At 65.5% G+C, this 18554-nt stretch carries 17 protein-coding genes and 1 pseudogene; 8 read left to right on the top strand and 10 right to left on the bottom strand.

Translation table 11 applies throughout. From position 1 onward, the window contains the following. Positions 1-111: 111 nt before the first annotated feature. From smc to GGD61_RS21280, 3 genes are all read right to left on the bottom strand, one after another. The gene (gene smc / locus GGD61_RS21290; protein WP_092261531.1) at positions 112-3576 is read right to left on the bottom strand and encodes a chromosome segregation protein SMC; all 3465 of its coding nucleotides are present in this window, start codon (positions 3574-3576) and stop codon (positions 112-114) included. Between the two features lie 217 nt (positions 3577-3793). Then, positions 3794-4450, bottom strand: a complete 657-nt coding sequence (locus GGD61_RS21285) for a DsbA family protein (RefSeq protein WP_092261530.1) — start codon at positions 4448-4450, stop codon at positions 3794-3796. 139 nt (positions 4451-4589) lie between these two features. Continuing rightward, positions 4590-5081 carry a DUF721 domain-containing protein gene (locus GGD61_RS21280; RefSeq protein ID WP_092261529.1) on the bottom strand — a complete coding sequence of 164 codons (492 nt, stop codon included), beginning with the start codon at positions 5079-5081 and terminating at the stop codon, positions 4590-4592. 160 nt (positions 5082-5241) lie between these two features. Here GGD61_RS21280 and mutY point away from each other — a divergent pair, with 160 nt between their 5' ends. After that, complete coding sequence (gene mutY / locus GGD61_RS21275) at positions 5242-6360, top strand: A/G-specific adenine glycosylase (RefSeq protein WP_092261528.1); 1119 nt, start codon at positions 5242-5244, stop codon at positions 6358-6360. Positions 6361-6411: 51 nt separating this feature from the next. Next, positions 6412-6831, top strand: a complete 420-nt coding sequence (locus tag GGD61_RS21270) for a PaaI family thioesterase (protein WP_092261527.1) — start codon at positions 6412-6414, stop codon at positions 6829-6831. Between the two features lie 3 nt (positions 6832-6834). On the opposite strand, the gene GGD61_RS21265 is transcribed toward GGD61_RS21270, so the two are convergent. Both GGD61_RS21265 and GGD61_RS21260 read right to left on the bottom strand, forming a co-directional pair. Then, positions 6835-7293, bottom strand: coding sequence for a hypothetical protein (locus GGD61_RS21265; RefSeq protein WP_018323322.1), 459 nt, complete (start codon positions 7291-7293; stop codon positions 6835-6837). 686 nt (positions 7294-7979) lie between these two features. After that, positions 7980-9272: a flavin-dependent oxidoreductase gene (locus GGD61_RS21260; protein ID WP_183231078.1), complete on the bottom strand. Its 1293-nt coding sequence runs from the start codon at positions 9270-9272 to the stop codon at positions 7980-7982. A gap of 126 nt (positions 9273-9398) precedes the next feature. On the opposite strand from GGD61_RS21260, the gene GGD61_RS21255 reads away from it, so the two are divergent. Continuing rightward, positions 9399-10019, top strand: a complete 621-nt coding sequence (locus GGD61_RS21255) for a glutathione S-transferase family protein (RefSeq protein ID WP_183231166.1) — start codon at positions 9399-9401, stop codon at positions 10017-10019. Between the two features lie 107 nt (positions 10020-10126). On the opposite strand, the gene GGD61_RS21250 is transcribed toward GGD61_RS21255, so the two are convergent. Next, positions 10127-11044 (bottom strand): LysR family transcriptional regulator, encoded by a 918-nt coding sequence (locus tag GGD61_RS21250; protein WP_092261524.1) that lies wholly within the window; start codon positions 11042-11044, stop codon positions 10127-10129. A 91-nt stretch (positions 11045-11135) separates the two neighbouring features. Between GGD61_RS21250 and GGD61_RS21245 the strand changes: the two genes are divergently transcribed. The 3 genes and pseudogenes from GGD61_RS21245 to GGD61_RS21235 all read left to right on the top strand — a co-directional run. After that, entirely contained in the window at positions 11136-11579 is a 444-nt protein-coding gene (locus GGD61_RS21245; RefSeq protein WP_177237405.1) for a nuclear transport factor 2 family protein, read from the top strand. 11 nt (positions 11580-11590) lie between these two features. Continuing rightward, positions 11591-11800, top strand: coding sequence for a DUF1127 domain-containing protein (locus GGD61_RS41260; RefSeq protein WP_312012694.1), 210 nt, complete (start codon positions 11591-11593; stop codon positions 11798-11800). A 331-nt stretch (positions 11801-12131) separates the two neighbouring features. After that, positions 12132-13461 (top strand): annotated as a pseudogene (locus GGD61_RS21235) (HAMP domain-containing protein); the annotation flags it as partial. Between the two features lie 178 nt (positions 13462-13639). On the opposite strand, the gene GGD61_RS21230 reads toward GGD61_RS21235, so the two are convergent. The 3 genes from GGD61_RS21230 to GGD61_RS21220 form a co-directional block, all read right to left on the bottom strand. After that, positions 13640-14326, bottom strand: coding sequence for a glutathione S-transferase family protein (locus GGD61_RS21230; protein ID WP_183231077.1), 687 nt, complete (start codon positions 14324-14326; stop codon positions 13640-13642). Between the two features lie 125 nt (positions 14327-14451). Next, positions 14452-14778, bottom strand: coding sequence for a hypothetical protein (locus tag GGD61_RS21225; protein ID WP_018323332.1), 327 nt, complete (start codon positions 14776-14778; stop codon positions 14452-14454). A gap of 176 nt (positions 14779-14954) precedes the next feature. Then, complete coding sequence (locus GGD61_RS21220) at positions 14955-16085, bottom strand: site-specific DNA-methyltransferase (RefSeq protein ID WP_283814543.1); 1131 nt, start codon at positions 16083-16085, stop codon at positions 14955-14957. Between the two features lie 433 nt (positions 16086-16518). Here GGD61_RS21220 and GGD61_RS21215 point away from each other — a divergent pair, with 433 nt between their 5' ends. Together GGD61_RS21215 and moaB are read left to right on the top strand one after the other, a co-directional pair. Beyond that, on the top strand, positions 16519-17448 hold the full coding sequence (locus GGD61_RS21215; RefSeq protein WP_092261519.1) for a neutral zinc metallopeptidase: 930 nt from the start codon (positions 16519-16521) through the stop codon (positions 17446-17448). A gap of 161 nt (positions 17449-17609) precedes the next feature. Continuing rightward, on the top strand, positions 17610-18173 hold the full coding sequence (gene moaB / locus GGD61_RS21210; RefSeq protein WP_092261518.1) for a molybdenum cofactor biosynthesis protein B: 564 nt from the start codon (positions 17610-17612) through the stop codon (positions 18171-18173). Between the two features lie 129 nt (positions 18174-18302). On the opposite strand, the gene GGD61_RS21205 is transcribed toward moaB, so the two are convergent. Then, a partial coding sequence (locus tag GGD61_RS21205; protein ID WP_183231075.1) for a transposase occupies positions 18303-18554 on the bottom strand: 252 nt, incomplete at its 5' end.

Below are 18554 nucleotides of genomic sequence, written 5' to 3'. Positions count from 1 at the left end.
AGGCGGGGCATCCAGTACTCCGAGACAGTGCCGTCAACCGAGAAGCCGCGGCGTACTGGATCATCCGCCTTCGCGGATGATGACGTCAATGGGTGTGGAACGACCGCAGCGTCACGCCACGTTCTGGTCGAGGATGTCCACCGCTTCGGACAGGCTGACCGACACCAGCTGCGAGACGCCGCGCTCGGCCATGGTGACGCCGAACAGGCGGTTCATCCGCGCCATCGTGATCGGATTGTGCGTGATGATGATGAAGCGCGTGTCGGTCGAGCCGGTCATCTCGTGCAGCAGGTTGCAGTACCGTTCGACGTTGTGGTCGTCGAGCGGCGCGTCGACTTCGTCCAGCACGCAGATCGGCGAAGGGTTGGTGAGGAACACCGCGAAGATCAACGCCATCGCGGTCAACGCCTGCTCGCCGCCCGAGAGCAGCGACAGCGTCTGCGGCTTCTTGCCCGGCGGTTTCGCAATGATTTCGAGGCCGGCTTCCAGCGGGTCGTCGCTCTCGATCAGGTGCAGCGCCGCTTCGCCGCCGCCGAACAGCTCGACGAACAGGCGCTTGAAGTGGTTGTTGACGACCTCGAACGAGGTCAAGAGGCGCTCGCGCGCTTCCTTGTTGAGGCTCTGGATGCCCTGGCGCAGCCGCTTGATGGCTTCGACGAGGTCGTCGCGTTCGGTGACGAGGCCGGTGTGCTGGGTCTCGACCTCGCGCAGCTCCTCCTCGGCGCGCAGATTGACGGCGCCGAGGCGCTCGCGGTCGCGGCGCATCTTCTCGAGGTCTTCCTCGATGTCGTGCAGCGGCGGCAGCTCCGCACCGGGCTCAAGTTCGGCAAGGCCGGCGACGGCTTGCGGCTCGACTTCCAGCATGTCGCGGATCTCGCGCTCGATGTCCTCGAGCCGGCGCCGGGCGCCTTCCATGCGCTCCTCGGCGCGGGCGGTGGCCTCGCGCGAGCTGGAGAGCGCCTCCAAGGTCAGCTTGGCGACGCGATCGGTCTCGGCCATCGCGGTCTCCGCGGTGGCGAGCGCGTCGGCGGCCATGCGGCGGTCGTTTTCCGCATATTCGATCTCGGTGATCAGCGCGCTGCGCTTCTCGGCGAACACTTGCGGCGCGTTTTCGAGCTCGCTGCGCTCGATCGTGAGCTCGGCGATGCGGGCCTGGATGGTGTCGATGTGGGAGGCCGCACTCTCCTTGCGGTTCTGCCACTCGGTGCGCTCGGCCAGGATCGCCTGCACGCGGCGGTCGGCGAGCTCGGCCTCGCGCGCCAGCGCCTGCGCCTCGGCGCGGACCTGGGCGGCCATGCGGCGATGGCCTTCGATGTCGCTGCGGACCGCGGCGAGACGGGTTTCGGTGTCCTCGCTCGACGGCAGCTCGGAAATGCCGGCTTCGGCATATTCATACGCAGCTTCGGCCTCGGCGCGGTCGGCGGCGAGACGGCTGTGCGCTTCCGACAGTGTTGCCTTGCGCGCGGCATGGCGGCTGATCTCGCGCTCGGCGGTGGCATGACGCTCGCGCGCGACGTTGAGCTCGCGCTGCGCGGCGCGCCAGGCTTCCCGGCTGGCGCCTTCGGTGCTGGCCGCCATCTGCAGCTCGGACTCGGCGTTCTCCAGCGCCTGACGCTTGATCTGCGCGTCGATGCGGGCCTGCTCCAGCTCGTTCTCGATGTCGACGAGGCGGGCGCGCTCGGCCAGGCGCCTCGCTGCGCCGGTCGGGGCGTGAGCGGCCGCGACAAAACCGTCCCAGCGCCAGACGTCGCCCTCGGGCGAAACCAGCCGCTGGCCGGTCTTGAGCTGAGAGACCAGCTCGGCACCGCGCTCGCGCGGCACCACGCCGATCTGGGCCAGACGGCGCGTCAGCTCGGCCGGCGCCTGCACATGATTGGCGAGCGGCACGGCGCCTTCGGGCAGCTCCGGATCGCCGTCGGTCTGGCCGACATTGGTCCAGCGCATCGGCGCCGACGGGTCGATCGGGGCATCGAGATCGTCGCCGAGCGCGGCGCCGATCGCCTTTTCAAAACCCTTGTCGACGGTGATGCCGTCGATGATCGGCGGCCACAGATTCTTGGTCTCGCCGTTGAGGATCTTGGAAATCGTGCGCGCCTCGGTTTCGAGCCGCTGTGCGCGCTTGTCGGCCTCGACCAGCGGCGAGCGCGAGGATTCCAGCGTCTGGCGTGCCGCGACGTGGGCGGCTTCGCTCGCTTGCGCTGCGGCTTCCGAGGCGGCCAGCGTCTGCTCCGCGGTCTCGACCGTCGCGGTCAGCTCGTCGAGATCGCCGAAGCCGCCGGTCTCGGCGGCAAGCTTCTGCTCTTCCGCTGCGACGTTCGCGATCTCCTGGTCGAGCCGGGCGAGCTTGTCGCGGTGGGTGCGGACGTTGGCCTCGAGCTGGTTGCGCTTGGCGGTGAGGTCGGCGAGCGCGGTGGTGAGCTCGGCGAACTGCTGCTCGGTTTCGGTCAGCACCGCCTCGGCTTCGCCGACGCGCTCGTCGACACCGGAGCGCTTCTCGACGCGCGACTTGATCTCTTCCTTCAGTTCGGAGTCTTCGGTGTCGAGCCGCTGCAGCGCGACGTCGGCGTCCATGGTCTGCTGCTGGGCGCGCGAGATATCGCCTTCGAACTGGGCGAGACGACGCTCGAGCTCGGCGACGCGCTCCTTGGCGCGCTCTTCCTCGCGGTCGAGCAGCTCGCGGGCATTGGTCAGGCGCTGCAAGCCTGCAGCGGCGCGCGCCTCGGCATCGCGCAGCGCCGGCATTTCGGCGGCGCGGATCGCCTGGATGCGGGCGGCTTCGGCCTGGTGCTGGGTGCGCTCGGCCATCTCGCGGACGGCGATGTCATGGGTCTGGCCGGATTCGTTGACGTCGGCATGCGCGCCGATCCAGCGCAGATGAAACAGCGTAGCTTCGGCCTTGCGGACCTTGGCCGCGACCTCGCGGTAGCGCACGGCCTGGCGGGCCTGCTTCTTCAGGCCTTCCATTTGTCCTGCGAGCTGGCCGATCACGTCCTCGACGCGGGTCAGGTTGGTTTCGGCCGCCTTCAGCCGCAGCTCGGCCTCGTGGCGGCGGGCGTGCAGACCGGCGACGCCGGCAGCGTCTTCCAGCACGCGGCGGCGCTGCTCGGGCTTGGCCTGGATGATCTCGCCGATCTTGCCCTGGTGGACGAGGGCCGGCGAACGCGCGCCGGTGGCGGCATCCGCAAACAGGATCTGCACGTCGCGGGCGCGTACGTCGCGGCCGTTGATGCGGTAGACCGACCCCGCCTCGCGCTCGATGCGGCGGGAGATTTCGAGCAGCTGGCTGTCGTTCATCGCCGCCGGCGCGGTGCGATCGGCATTGTCGATCGTCATCGTCACTTCGGCGTGGTTGCGCGCGGGACGGTTGCCGGAGCCGGCGAAGATCACCGCGTCCATGTCGGCGGCGCGCAGCGACTTATACGAGGTCTCACCCATCGCCCAGCGCAGCGCTTCGACGAGATTCGACTTGCCGCAACCGTTGGGCCCAACCACGCCGGTCAGGCCGGGCTCGATGACGAAGTCCGTGGGCTCAACGAAGGACTTGAAGCCGTGAAGGCGCAGGCGGGTGATTTTCATAAGCACGCATCTCTGTTGGCAGGCGCGAATCCCCCTGCCGGGACACTACCATGGAAGGCAGTGTCGCTATCCGGGCGAGTCGCGCGAGGCGCCTCATGCGGCTGGACAATGGCCGCGGTGCGCCGCGAGGGCAACCGGCGAAAGCCGCTTTTCCCAAGGGATTTATGCCGGGAAAGATACGGCTTTCGAGATGCGAATCAGGATATTGACGAGCGAATCAGCTCTTCAGCAGCGGATTGATCTTCTTGGCGAACTCCTCGAACGAGGTCTCGCCCTTGATCTTCTCGCCGTTGATGAAGAAGGTCGGCGTCGAATCCACCTTCAGAACGTCGCTGGCATATTTCTGGTCGGCGGCAATCTTGTCGAGCAGCGCCTGATCCTTCAGGCAGGCCTCGACCTGCTGCTGGGTGAGGCCGGCCTGCTTGCCGATCCGCGTCAGGGTCTCGGTGGTGTTCTTCACCACCCAGTCGTTCTGCTGGCGGAACAGCATGTCGGTGACCGCGAAGTATTTCGGCCCGTCGCCATTGGCGATGCAGCGGGACAACATCGAGCCGGCGGCGGCTTTGATGTCGAGCGGGAACTCGCGGAAGATGTAACGCACCTTGCCGGTGTCGATGTATTCCTTCTTGATCTTCGGGAACACCTGCTCGTTGAAGGCGGCACAATGCGGGCAGGTCATCGAGGCGTATTCGGTGATGGTGACGGCGGCGTCGTTCGGGCCGAGCGCCATGTCGGGCAGCGATACGGGCTTGGCGACGTCGGCGGCCGACTGCGCCATGGCCTCGGAGACGAACTGCAGCGGCGAGAGCCCGGCGAGCGCGGCAAGCCCGGTCAGCGACAGCATCGTAGTGAAGGCGCGGCGGGTGATGATCAAGGTCGGCTCCCGAATTGGCAAAAATCTCGCCCCAGGGGTCCATGAAGTTCCCGCCCGGGCGGCCTGTCGCTAGCTTGAAACGTAGCTTGAGGCAATGGCGAGCGGTAGAGACGGGTCCAGATTGACCGCGAAATAAGGCTCAATTTCGCTTGATGGCGGCCCCCAGCCGCGCCAGCGCCGTCTTCAGTTGTTCATCTTCGATGTCGCCAAGGCTCTCCGCCACCTTGGCCACCGATTTGGGATCGGGCGGGCCGGGCCGCACCGGCCGCCGGGGGCGCGACAGCGGAGCCTGGCGGAAGGCGAGCTTGCCGACCGCGCTCCAGCCGAAGAAGCGGTTCACGCGCTCCAGGATCACGTCGGCGGAATGCTGGGTCTCCAGCGCCATCGGCCCCTCCACCCGCAGCACCAGGGTCGCCGGCTCCTGCGGCTGGCCCTCCACCGGGCGCGGCCATTGCATCTTCAGCGGCTCGGCATGGGCCGCGATCTCCGGACCTGCAATCTGCGCCCACCGCGTCACCAATTCGCGCGCCGCAAACCCCTGCTTGGCATAGGCCTCGGCAAAGACGTCGTTGAGCAGGATGCCCAGCGGCTTGGCGCTGAGGGGACCGGGTTTGGGAGGGAATTTGGACATGGGTCCTTATAGCACCATGCGCGACGTGTCAGGAACTGACGCCGTCATGGCCGGGCTTTGTCCCGGCCATCCACGTCTCGCCACGAAGAAAGACGTGGATGCCCGCGACAGGCGCGGGCATGACGTGGAGAGACTGATGCGTTGCAGCTAGAGTGAAGGCATGAGCCCTAGATCTGCCCTCAAGGCCAAGCCGGAACCAGTTCAGTCGAAAGTCTCATCGCGTCCGACGCTCCTGCTCCAGTGGTACGACCGCCACCGGCGCCGGTTGCCGTGGCGGGCCGCGCCCGGCGAGACGTCGGATCCATACCGCGTCTGGCTGTCGGAGATCATGCTGCAGCAGACCACGGTGAAGGCGGTCGGGCCCTATTTCGAAAAATTCGTCGCGCGCTGGCCGGATGTCACTGCGCTCGGACGGGCCTCGCAGGATGATGTGCTGCGGATGTGGGCCGGGCTCGGCTATTACTCGCGCGCGCGCAACCTGTACGCCTGCGCGGTCGCGGTGACACGCGAGCATGGCGGCATCTTTCCCGACACCGAGGAGGGGCTGCGTGCGCTACCGGGCATCGGGCCGTACACGGCGGCGGCGATCGCGGCGATCGCCTTCGATCGCCACACGATGCCGGTCGACGGCAATATCGAGCGGGTGGTGTCGCGGCTCTTTGCAGTTGAAGATGAGCTCCCACAGGCGAAACCTCTGATCCAGCAATTGGCGGCGACGCTGCTTGCAAACTCCCGCGCCGGCGACAGCGCGCAGGCGTTGATGGATTTGGGCGCCTCGATCTGCACGCCGAAAAAGCCGGCCTGCTCGTTGTGTCCGCTGAACGAGGATTGCATCGCGCGCGCGCAAGGCACGCAGGAGACCTTTCCGCGCAAGGCGCCGAAGAAGAGCGGAACGCTCAGGCGCGGAGCGGCCTTCGTCGTCACACGCGGCGAGGAGCTGCTGGTCCGCAGCCGGCCCGAAAAGGGCCTGCTCGGCGGCATGACCGAAGTGCCCGGCTCGGACTGGCTCGCCGGCCAGGACGACGCGGCGGCGAAGCTGCAGGCGCCGGCGCTGAAGGGGCTGTCGCGCTGGCACCGCAAAATGGGCGTCATCACCCACGTCTTCACGCATTTTCCGCTCGAACTGGTGGTCTACACGGCGAAAGCCGCAGCCCGCACCCGCGCGCCCGAGGGCATGCGCTGGGTGCCGCTCGCCACCCTTAGGGACGAGGCGCTGCCCAATGTCATGCGCAAGGTCATCGCGCACGCGCTCAACCTTTCAGCGGGCTCGTCCTCCTGACAGCACGCTGGCAGCAGCGCTAAGCTATCGGGTGCGAAACGGAGGCTGCCAATGGTCAAGACCGCGCTCGACAATTTTCCAAGGCCACCCTGTGCGGAGCTGTTGGGATGGCGCCTGTTCGATGCCCGTCCCGAGGAGGGCTGGATCAAGCTCGGCTTCGAGGGCAAGCCGGAGTTCTGCAATCCGGCAGGCTTCATCCAGGGCGGCATGCTCTCGGCCATGCTCGACGACACCATGGGCCCGGCGGTGCTGGTGATGAGCGAGGGCCGGCTCTATACCACCACCATCAGCATGACCGTGAATTTCCTCAGCCCCGCCAAGCCCGGTCCGATCATCGGGGAGGCGACGGTGACGCAGCTCGGCAAGACGATCGCGTTTGTCGAGGCCAAGCTGATGGCGGAGAACGGCACGGTGCTGGCAACGGCAAGCGCGACCGAGCGGTTGCTGGAAGCGGCGAGGGTGGTGCGGTAGTCGTTACCGTCGGGGCCGTGTCGCGGAGTGCTGCGCGCAAGGCTTATACAGCGCCTGAAGTGCTTTGCCGCGCAGCAAGATGAGTTGCGGCCTCAACCCGCCGCGTGCCGCGATCCAACGCTGCACCGGCCCGGGATACATGGAGTATAGGTAATTGGTGGCGTCATGGTCGGTAATCGTCCTTCCCTTCCGACCGAAATCCCAAGCAGCGTGGAAGCCGAGAGCGGCCTTCGAGGTCACACAGATTTTGTCAGCGGCAACTGCACCGAGAACGATGGTGCACGATGAGGCACAGAGTCCATCGATGATGACGGTCTCTCCGGAAGTGCGCAGGCGCTCATATCTGTCAACATAGGCGTCGATTAGCCCGCCACGATCGCCGGCGATCCGTATCGCCGCATGACTTGCGTGCATTTCGGTCAGCAAGATAGCCGCCGCAAGCAACCCCGCCCGGAACTTCATGATCGCAGCCTCGGTTATTCGCGTCTATCGAATGGACAAATTTCTCTCGCATCCAAGGATTGGCTTAGATCGAAGCGCACCAGCGGGCGGTTGCGGCCGCTCATGTCTTCAGCCTCGGCCTGAAAGCGCTGGACCAATTCGGGTCTTTGAAACAGACGGGCGTTGATCTAGGTCAATTGGACATGCAGGGCGCGCCAAATGATGGGGCAAGTGCCTGTCCCGTTGACGGCATCACCCTGCGGATAGAACCGGCACTCCAATGACGGGAGGACGCCCATGTTTCGATATGCTCTGGTTGGCTTGGCCGCAGCCGCTCTTGTCGGCGCAAGCCTTGTTCCCGATGACGCACTCGCCCGCGGCGGCCGCGGAGGAGGTGGCGCCTATCGGGGAGGGGGATTTCACGGAGGAGGCGCGCACTACAGAGGCGGTGCCGTTCACGCTGGTCGCTACGGCCGCGCTCACGTCTCCCGGCCGATAGCAGGGTACCCCGTAGCACGTACTGCGGCGCGTAGAGGCGTCTACCGGGGAGCCGCATACGGAGCCGCGGCAGTCGGAGTCGGAGCGGCGGCGGCAGGTGCATACGGCTACTACAACAACCGTTGCTACGATGCCTATGGCAATTGGGTGTGTTCCGGACAGTATGGATATTGATGGGCCGTGACGGACGCGGGGCGGTTGGACAACTCTTACCGCCCCGCCTTCAGGCGCTCGCGCTTCGCATCTCCCCTGACGATCGGCGGCTTCGCGTTCAGCGCCTCGACCTGGAAGCCCGCAACGCGCTTGTAGTTGGCGGCGATGTCTTCCAGTTCCTGCTGCGACAGCACGTCGGTGACGACCTCAAAGCCGTCGGGCGCGCGCTCCTCGACCAGTTGCATGACCTGCTCGGGGCCGTTCTTGCGGTTGAGCAGAACGAGGTCGGTGGTCGCGGGCCGGCGCTCGGCCTCATAGGCGAGCAGCGCCGCGGTCGTCGGTCCATGCGCGAGAATCTCGCGGGTGATGGTGCGGGCATCGAGGATGGCCTGCGAGGCGCCGTTCGAGCCGATCGGGTACATCGGATGCGCGGCATCGCCCATCAGCGTGACCTTGCCGAAGGTCCATTGCGAGACCGGATCGCGGTCCACCAGCGGATATTCATAGGCGTGCGGGCAGTTCTTGATCAGGCCGGGCACGTCGAGCCAGTCGAACTGCCAGCTCTCGAACCAGGGCAGAAACTCCTCCAGCCGCGCGGCGCGATTATAGTCCTCGCGCCGCCACTGATAGGTCGGCGGCATGTGGCGCTCGGCGACCCAGTTGATCAGATGGTTGCCCGCCGCGTCCGGCGTCTTGCTGATCGGATAGCAGACGAATTTCAGGATCTCGTGGCCGGCCATGATCATGGTGCGGCCGGTCAGAAAGGCCTTGGAAGGCGTGACGCCGCGCCAAAGGATGCGGCCGTTCCAGATCGGCGGGCCTTCATTGGGATAGAGCTTTTCGCGCGCGGCGGAATGAATGCCGTCGGCGGCGATCAGGATCGCGCCGTCGTAACTCCCGGCGGCCTTGCCGGTCGCCCGATCGATGAAGTCGGCGCGCACGCCGTCGGCCGTCTCGGCCCAGCCGGTCAGATGGTGGCTGGTGAGGATGTTGTCACGGCCGAGCCGCTCGATCGCGGTGTCGAGCAGGAGCTGTTGCAGCGTGCCGCGATGGATCGAGAATTGCGGCCATTTGTAGCCGGCCTCCAGCCCGCGCGGCTCGCTCCAGATCGGCTTGCCGTGCTTGGAGAAATAGGCGAGCTCGCGCGTCCGCACGCCGCTGGCGTCCAATCTGTCCATCAGCCCGAGCTCGATCAGCTCGCGCACTGCATGCGGCAGCACGTTGATGCCGACGCCGAGCGGCTTCAGTTCCGCGACGCTTTCGAAGACTTTTGCGGGAACGCCGATCTGGTGCAGGCTGAGCGCAAGCGTCAGCCCGCCGATGCCGCCACCGGCGATGAGTACGGTCATGACAAAATCCCCTCCGATTGACGGCGTCTTCGCACGGCCGGGCGGCCGTGGGCAACTGCGAAGAGGTCCCTATGGACGGGGCCGCGGAGGGCCGTTAACCTCGGGTTTTCCCCCATGAGGTCCGACATGCTCAAGCTCTATTACGCGACCGGCACCTGCGCGCTCGCCACCTACATCACCCTGGAGGAGGCGGGTGCCGACTACGCGGCTGAACGGCTGAGCTTCAAGGACAACCAGCAGAACAGCCCGGACTATCTCAAGATCAACCCGAAGGGCCGCGTGCCGGCGCTGGTGACCGATCGCGGCGTCCTCACCGAGACGCCGGCGATGCTGGCCTATCTCGCGCAGACCTTCCCGAAGGCGAAGCTCGCGCCGCTCGATGATCCCTTCGACTTCGCCCAGGTGCAGTCGTTCAACTCCTACCTCTGCTCGACCGTGCACATCAATCATGCCCACAAGATGCGCGGTCCGCGCTGGGCGACGCAGGAGAGCTCGTTCGCCGACATGAAGGCGATGGTCCCGAAGACCATGGGCGCCTGCTTCGCCCTGATTGAGCAGAAGATGTTTCGGGGGCCCTGGGTGATGGGCGATCAGTTCACGATCTGCGATCCCTATCTCTACACGCTCTCGACCTGGCTCGAAGGCGACAGCGTCGACATCAACGCGACGCCGAAGATCGCCGATCATTTCAAGCGCATGTCTGACCGCCCCGCCGTAGCAAAGGTGATGGCCGCGCAGAAGGCGTAAGAGCCCGGCTCTTGTAGGGTGGGCAAAGGCGCAAAGCGCCGTGCCCACGATCATTTTCCGGCGGCGACAGGTGGTGCGCACGCTCCGCTTTGCCCACCCTACGGGAGCTACCCGGCCTTCCGCTTCTCCAATTCCCGCCCCGTCTCCAGCATCAGCCGCCGCAGCCAGATCGAGCCGGGGTCCATCTGCGCGCGGGTCGGGTAGAACATGAACTGCTCGTCGATCCCGGGGTCGAGCGGCGGGGTCACTGTGACGAGGCCGAGCTGTTTCGACAGTGCCGCGATCAGCCGGCGTGGCACGAAGGCGACGAGATCGGTGCGGGCAGCGACGTGCAGCGCTTCGAGATAGCCTGACACGACCAGCGAGATGTGCCGCTCGATGCCCTTGGCCCTGAGCCAGGTGTCGATCAGATCCTCGTTGCTGCCTCGGATGATCACGCCGACATGGCGCGCGGCCAGGAACGTCTCGCGACGCTTCAGCTTCGCGGCCAAGGGGTGGCCGCGCCGCACCGCCAGCGCGTCGCTGTCGACGTAGAGCAGCTGGCGGTGAAAACCCTTGAAGGCGTTGCCGATCGAGATCACGAGGTCGATGGTGCGGGCGAATTCGGCATGGAAGATCGCCGATCCCCGCCATGGCACGATGTCGATGCGGACGTTGGGCGCGGCCCGCGTCACCTTCTCCATCAGCGGCGGCATCAGCAGCTCGACTGCGAGATCCGGCATCATCAGGCGGAATTGCCGTTCGCTGCGTGCGGCATCGAAGTCATCGGGCACGAACAGGCCGCGCACCTGATCGAGCGCCTGCGCCAGCGGCGCGCGCAGGGCCTGCGCCCGCGGCGTCAGCTCCATCCGTGCACCGGTGCGCACCAGCAGCGGATCGCCAAGTATGTCGCGCAGGCGCTGCAGCGCGTGGCTGGCCGCCGGCTGCGACAGGCCCATCCGGAGCGCGGCGCGGCTGACGCTGGCCTCGCGCAGCAGGGCGTCGAGCGCGGTCAGCAGGTTGAGGTCAAGCGAATTCAAATTCATCAGGCGAATAGATATCATATTCTCTATCGATTTGAGGAATTTTGATGCTGCGGCGATGATCTCCGCGTTCCCACCAAACGGAGATGCCGCCATGAACGCGAGCGCCAACAAGAAACTGATGCAGGATATTTTCGCCGCCGCCGCCAATCCCGATCCGGCCGCGCGCGATCGCGCCCTGTTCGCCGCAAGTCTTGCCGAGGATGCCAGATGGGTCGTGACCGGCCAGTATTCCTGGTCGCGCACCTTCTCGGGCAAGGAGTCGATCCTCAACGATCTGCACGCCTATGTGCGCACCCGCCTGCGCGACCGCACGCGCACGGTCGCCCACCGCTTCATCGCCGACGGAGATGTGGTCGTCGTGGAGGCCAAGGGCGACAATGTCACGCCCGAAGGCGTGCGCTACGACAATGACTATTGCCTGGTGTTTCGTCTCGAGGACGGCAAGATCAAGGAGATCCGCGAGTACTGCGACTCGATCCTGACCGAGCGGGCGCTCGGTTCTTTTCCCCAAGGGGGCGTCAGAGCCGCGGGCTGACCGACTTGAGCATGATCTGGTCCGCCCGCCGGCGACGTCCGTCACCGTGGGCGATGGTCGCGTCGGTCTGGCAAAGACTGGCGGAGATCGTCCGTATCAGGCGCGAGCGGTCTTCGGCGCGCCGTCAGCTCGTCATGATGAGCGAGCGGGAGCTTCTGGACTGCGGGATGTCTCGTTCGGAGATTGAGTACGAGCTGAAGAAGCCCTTCCGGCGGAATTGAAAATATCGAGAGAACGGAGGGATTCAGGGCGGCAATTGCAGCAGGCCACCGCGTAGGCAGGCATGCATCCGGGCGCCCCATGCAGGTATCTATCTGCATGGGTCGCACGCCTTGCGCCAAGGGCGTAGCGCAACTGGACTATAAAATCAGCAGATATTGTGCGCGCCGCTTTGGTGCGCGCGAAAAATGGGAAGGTTCAATTAACGAGTGTCCCCCATTGTGTCGCGGTGCAGCGTGGGTCGCAAAGACGCGCGGCTGCCAGGGTGGTCGTGACGATTTGCCGGACTTGTTCGGCCGCTCGAAGTGAAATGCATCTGGGTGGACAGTGGGAATGCCGAAGTTTCGTTTGCGGATCAGGGGACGCCTGTACGCAGGCTTCATGGCCTTGGTGGCGGTCGGTCTCGCGATGGCGGTGGTTGCCGTCTGGAATTTGCGGGCGGTGCAGGATCAGGTCGCGAGACAATCCGCACTTTCGGACAGCACGGCGCGGGTTTTGGAAATATCGACCCATCTTCAGGCGATCCAGCGGGCCAATCTGCGTTACGTCTACGACGCCAACGAGCCCGCGATGAAAGAGGCGCAAGAGCGGGAAACCGCTGCGATCGAGCTGTTGCGGGTCGGCGCCAAGGGGACGCTCTCGGAGGATCGGCGAGCGCTCTACAACGGCCTCATCGACGACATTGCCAAGATGCGACGCTTGCGTGACAACCTCGGCGACGCCGTCAACGAGGCGAGGACGGGCAAGGCCACGTTGCTGCCGAGCGGCGAAGAGCTGGCCGTCAAGATGGGCAAGCTGGTCGATGCGGCGCGCGCAGCCGTCGACGAAGACACCGCGGCCCTCGTCGCCGACCTCGAATCCAGGATCCTCCTTGTTCGGGTCGCAAACTGGCGTTTCCTGGCCTTGCGCGACGCGCAGGGACCCGCGAATTTCAGGGCGAGCGTAGACCGGGCGGCGCAACGGCTCGCGGCTCTCGAAAAGAGCCCGCAGGCAGTGGAATTGCGATCCACGCTCGCGCCGGTGAAGACCTCGCTCGGCATCTACAAATCGGCGTTCGAGACGACGTCCGCCGCGATGCTTCAGGCCGACGAGATCTACCACAAGAACCTCGCGCCTCTCATCGTCGATAGCGTCGGCAGGCTCAAGGCCGCGGAAACGACCCTGAAGAAGGACTATCAGGACTCGCGTGCGACCGCCGAAGCCGTGATCGCCGGCACGACGACCGTTCAGGAGATCGCCGGCGGCCTCGCCATCCTGTTCGGCGGCATCGTCGCCTTCCTGATCGCCCGCAGCATCGTCGGTCCGCTGGCCTCGATGACGAGCGCAATGGGGCGGCTTGCCGGCGGCAATCTCGAGGTCGAGATTCCCGGGCGCGGCAAGGCCGACGAGATCGGCGACATGGCCAAGGCGATCCAGGTGTTCAAGGACAACATGGTCGAGACCGAGCGCCTGCGCGCCGAGCAGACCGAGGTCGAGGCGCGGCAGGCCGAAAGCCGCAAGAAAGACATGGTCAGGCTCGCTGATCAGTTCGAGCAGGCGGTCGGCGAGATCGTGAACACCGTGTCGTCGGCATCGAACGAGCTCGAAGCCTCCGCCGGCACCTTGACCACGACCGCCTCGCGGGCCCAGGATTTGTCGACGGAGGTCGCCAGCGCCTCGCGGCGCCTCCGAAACCGGGTCGGCCTCATCGCAGGTGCTGTCGGCAGCGCGCTCGCTGTCGGCCGACAGCAACCGCCTCAAGCTCGAAGTGGCCAAGTTCCTGAACTCGGTCCACGCCGCCTGAATCCCAAACACAAAAGGCCACGCGCATGCGCGTGGCCTCGAAGAGCGGCGCGGTGCGCTCAGGCGACCTTGGTCGCCATGTGCTTGAACATGTTGGCGCGCGCCTCGTCGTCCATCTCGGCCTTGAAGGTGAACTTGTCCTTCAGAGCGATCGCACGCGCAGCCGCCGGGCGCGCCGAGATCTCGTCGACCAGCCGCTTCACGTTCGGGTAGCGCGCAAAGGCGTCGTCGCCGAGCTTGAACGGCAGCATCCGCGCCCAGCCCCACAGCGCCATGTCGACGATCGAATAGCTGTCGCCGACCATGTAGCTGCGCCCTTTGAGGTGAGCGTCGAGAATCTTGTAGTGGCGGTCGGTCTCGTACTGGTAGCGGTTATGGGCGTAGTCGTGGTTCTGGTCCTTCGGCGCAAAATGCTTGAAGTGCACGGCCTGCCCCGAATACGGCCCGACGCCGGTGGCGATGAACATCAGCCATGACAGCGTCTCGCCGCGCACGCTCGCGGCGGGCAGGAACTTGCCGGTCTTCTCGGCGAGATAAAGCAGGATGGCGTTGCTGTCGAACACGATGGTGCCGCCATCATCGATCGCCGGGACCTTGGCATTCGGATTGATCTTGAGGAATTCCGGCGTGAACTGCTCGCCCTTGCGGGTGTCGACCTTCACCGGCTCGAAGGGCAGGCCGGACTCTTCGAGATAGAGCGCAACCTTGGTCGGGTTCGGCGATCCGTTGAAATAGAATTTGAGCATCGATCTCCCCAATGGTTGTTGCAAGGCGCGAACGCAGCGTCATGGCCGCGCCGCCTGTCTTGCCTGAACCCGTTGCGGGAGGGCAACCGGCGAGTTTGCCGGGCGGTATCTGCGCGCCACGCAGATCAGCCGGCGTAACAAAGGCCGATTGCCGCCGTAATGACCATCGCGGCGCCGACCGCTTCCAGCCGCAGCCCGAGCCGCGTGGCCAGATGCATGTCGGAGGCCCGCGCCGCGCGCTCCGATCCGCGCGCATAGCCGTGAACGATGACGTCGTGATTGAAATTGTCGTGAGCCTCGTTGCTGCTGGCGAGCCCGACGCAGATCACGAGCACGCCGAACAGCGCGAGGCCGAAGAATCCCAGCAGGGCGATCAGGAACATCGGAAACATGCCGAGCAGGAAGATCGGCAGCAGCGGCACCAACAGCAATGTCTCGGACTGTCGTCGCATGGGGCCCACCGGTCAGGACGGGAGCTGACCGGGCAAATCTAGTCCCGACTGCCGCCCCATTCAAGGCGCCGCAGGGTGGGCAAAGGCGCGTTTGCGCCGTGCCCACGTCTTCGCGTCAATTGGGCAGGACGTGGGCACGCTTCGCTTTGCCCACCCTACAAGATCGTGGGAAGCGGCTACTCCGCCGCCATGCCGGCGCGGATTTCGGCGCGGAGCTCGTCGATCAGCTTGAGACCCTTCTTGGTCTCGACGTGCCAGAAGGTCCAGCCGTTGCAGGCTTGCGCGCCCTGCGCCACCGCGCCGATGCGGTGGATCGAGCCGACCTTGTCGCCGAACATGATGGCGCCGTCGGCACGCACCAATGCGCCGAGCTTCTTCTTGGCGTCGAACAGCTTCGTGCCGGGCATGATCATGCCGCGCTCGATCAGCTCGGAGAATGCGACCCGCGGTGCTTCGCGCGCAGTCATGAACGGGGCGAGGCTCTCCTCCGGCAGCGGCTCGACTTTGGCGATGCGGGCTTCCGCGGCCTTCGCATAGGTCTTGTCGCGCTCGAAGCCGATATAGGAGCGGCCGAGGCGTTTTGCGACCGCGCCGGTGGTGCCGGTGCCGTTGAAGGGATCGATCACGAGATCGCCGGGCTTGGATGAGGACAGCAGCACGCGTGCGAGCAGGCCTTCCGGCTTCTGCGTCGGATGCACTTTCTTGCCGTCGGCGCCCTTGAGGCGCTCCTCGCCGGTGCAGAGCGGGATCAGCCAGTCGGAACGTGCCTGCACGTCCTCGTTCGCGGCCTTCAGCACCTCGTAGTTGAACGTGTAGCCCTTGGCCTTTTCGTCGCGCGCGGCCCAGATCATGGTCTCGTGCGCGTTGGTGAAGCGGCGGCCGCGGAAATTCGGCATCGGGTTCGACTTGCGCCAGACGATGTCGTTCAGGAGCCAGAAGCCGAGGTCCTGCATGATCGCGCCGACGCGGAAGATGTTGTGATAGGAGCCGATCACCCAGATCGTCGCCGACGGCTTCATCGCGCGGCGCGCGGCAAGCAGCCAGGCGCGGGTGAAATCGTCATAGGCGGAGAACGAATCGAACTTGTCCCAGTCGTCGTCGACGGCGTCGACATGGGATTCGTCGGGGCGCTTGAGATCGCCCTTGAGCTGGAGATTGTAGGGCGGATCGGCGAACACGAGATCGACCGAACCAGCCTCAAGCTTCGACATCTCGGCGACGCAATCACCGAGAATGATGCGATGCGAGGCGGACTCAAAGTTTGTGCGGGGCGCCCTTGCAGACGCCCCGCGACGCGACTCTACCATGACTCAAGAACTCTGACTCAGGCGACGCTGTCGGCGACGCGGGACCAAACAACCGACTGACCGTTACATTGAAGCGGCAAAGTAAAAATCGACTTAACCCGCCGCTTTCGTGAGCAGTCCCCGCACCGCGTCCGGCGCGCTGGTCGTCGTGCGCATTCGTCGTGTTTTACAGTGTATTTCGCAATTCTTCGCGTTGCGGGAGCAGCCCCGGCGCCAAAAAAGCCCCAAATTTCTCTCGGAAAAAATTGCTCGACCCTCGGAAAAAATTGCTGGCATCGCCATGTTGCCGCACTAGGCAATTTTTGCCGGCCACGATATTGATAAAGGCAAGGGAAATTTTACGTGTGTGGCGCGTTGAGCTTTCGCACTCCTGCGCGCCGACGAAACTGAATCAGGGGTCCCGGGAATCGGGGGCTCCAAAGGGAAGGCCGCCATGCGTTACGATGACTTCCGCCGCAGCGACGACATCGAGGATCGTCGCGACGAGGGTGGCGGCGGTGGAGGCGGTGGGTTCGGCCTGCCGATGGGCGGCGGCGGGCTCGGCATCGGCACCATCATCGTGCTCGGCCTCGTCGGCTATGCCTTCGGCATCGATCCGCGCATCCTGATCGGCGGTGCCGAGATTCTCACCGGCGGCGGCCAGGCGCCGAGCTATCAGACCGATCGCCAGGCCTCGTCAGGCAAGCGCGGGGCGCCGACGGACGAGATGGGGAGCATGATCTCCGGCATTCTCGGCGAGATCGACGATCGCTGGAGCGAAATCTTCCAGGCCTCCGGCCAGTCCTACACCGGTCCGAAGGTCGTGCTGTTCCGCAACGTCACCAATGGCGGCCGCTGCGGCCGGGCAGAGTCGGCGATGGGGCCGTTCTATTGTCCGCCGGATCGCACCATCTTCCTCGACACCTCGTTCTTCCGCGAGGTCGAGACGCGCTTCCGCGGCTGCTCCGGCAAGTCCGCCTGCAATTTCACCACCGCCTACATCATCGCGCACGAAGCCGGCCATCACATCCAGAACCTGCTCGGCATCATTCCGCGCGTGACGCGGCTGCAGCAGCAGGCGGGCTCGAAGGCGGAGGCCAACGCGCTCCAGGTGAAGGTCGAATTGCAGGCCGATTGCCTGTCCGGCGTCTGGGTCAATCGCGAGTCGAAGAAGCGTCCGAACTTCCTCGAGCCCGGCGACATCGACGCCGCGCTGACCACGGCGAGCGCGATCGGTGACGACACGCTGCAGCGCCAGGCCACGGGACGCGTCGTGCCCGATTCCTTCACCCACGGCTCGGCCGCGCAGCGCAAGCAGTGGTTCATGACCGGCTATCAGCAGGGCACGGTCCAGGCCTGCAACACGTTCGGCGGCGGGCAGTAGTAAGCTATTAGTGGCGTCATCCTGAGGTGCTCGCCACTTGGCGAGCCCCGAAGGATGGCGGAGCCTGCGGCCCATCCTTCGAGGCTCGCCCTGCGGTGCCCTTGCACCGCACGGCGCGCACCTCAGGATGACGGCGGTGGGCAGGAAACAGGAGTGAAGTCGTGGCCTCCATCGACGAAGCAAAACAATTCATCCCGCTCGACATCGCGGTGCTCACCGTGTCCGACACCCGTGCGCTCGCGGATGACAAGTCCGGCCAGACGCTCGCCGACCGCCTTGCCGCAGCGGGCCATCGCCTCGCCGCCCGCGAGATCGTCACCGACGATGTCGAGGCGATCCGCGCCGTCGTTCGCCGCTGGATCGCGGATGCGGGCATCGACGTCGTCATCACCACCGGCGGCACGGGCTTCACCGGGCGCGACGTCACGCCGGAGGCGATCGAGCCGCTGTTCGAAAAGCGCATGGACGGTTTCTCGATCGCGTTCCACCTGCTGAGCCACGCCAAGATCGGGACGTCGACGATCCAGAGCCGCGCCACCGCCGGCGTCGCGGGTGCGACCTACATCTTCTGCCTGCCAGGCTCCCCCGGCGCCTGCCGCGACGGCTGGGACGGCATCCTTGCCGCTCAGCTCGACTACCGCACGCGGCCCTGCAATTTTGTCGAGATCATGCCGCGGCTGGACGAGCATCTGCGAAGGCCGAAGGCGCAAGGCGCGACGGTGTGATTGCTTTCTCCCTTCTCCCCTTGTGGGCCTGTTGCGTTATCGGTCTTGGAGGCTGAGGACATGAGGAGAGAGGGGCGCGGTCACGGCAATTGCCAGCGAGGTCTCTAGTGTTCGCCCTCGGCGGGCGGTTCAGGCCGCGATCGTGGCCCACCGCCTCATGTTGAAGGCGATCGAGGCGAGCAGGACCTGCCCGCTTGCCTTCATCAGACCGACGTAGCGGATGCAAGTCAGTCGCATGCGGCGTTTGAGAGTGGCGAAGGTGGTCTCGACCTGGGCTCGCCGGCGTGCGATGAGGCGGTTGTAGCGTTTGAGCCTTGGCGGCAGTTCCGGATGATGTCTGTTGGGACGGAACGCGATGCGGGGCTTTTTGCCTTCCGCTTT

Source organism: Bradyrhizobium sp. SBR1B (assembly GCF_014198205.1).
Taxonomy (GTDB): Bacteria; Pseudomonadota; Alphaproteobacteria; order Rhizobiales; family Xanthobacteraceae; genus Bradyrhizobium.
The sequence above is the reverse complement of the archived record's forward strand: the minus strand, read 5'-3'. Positions and strand labels throughout refer to the sequence as shown.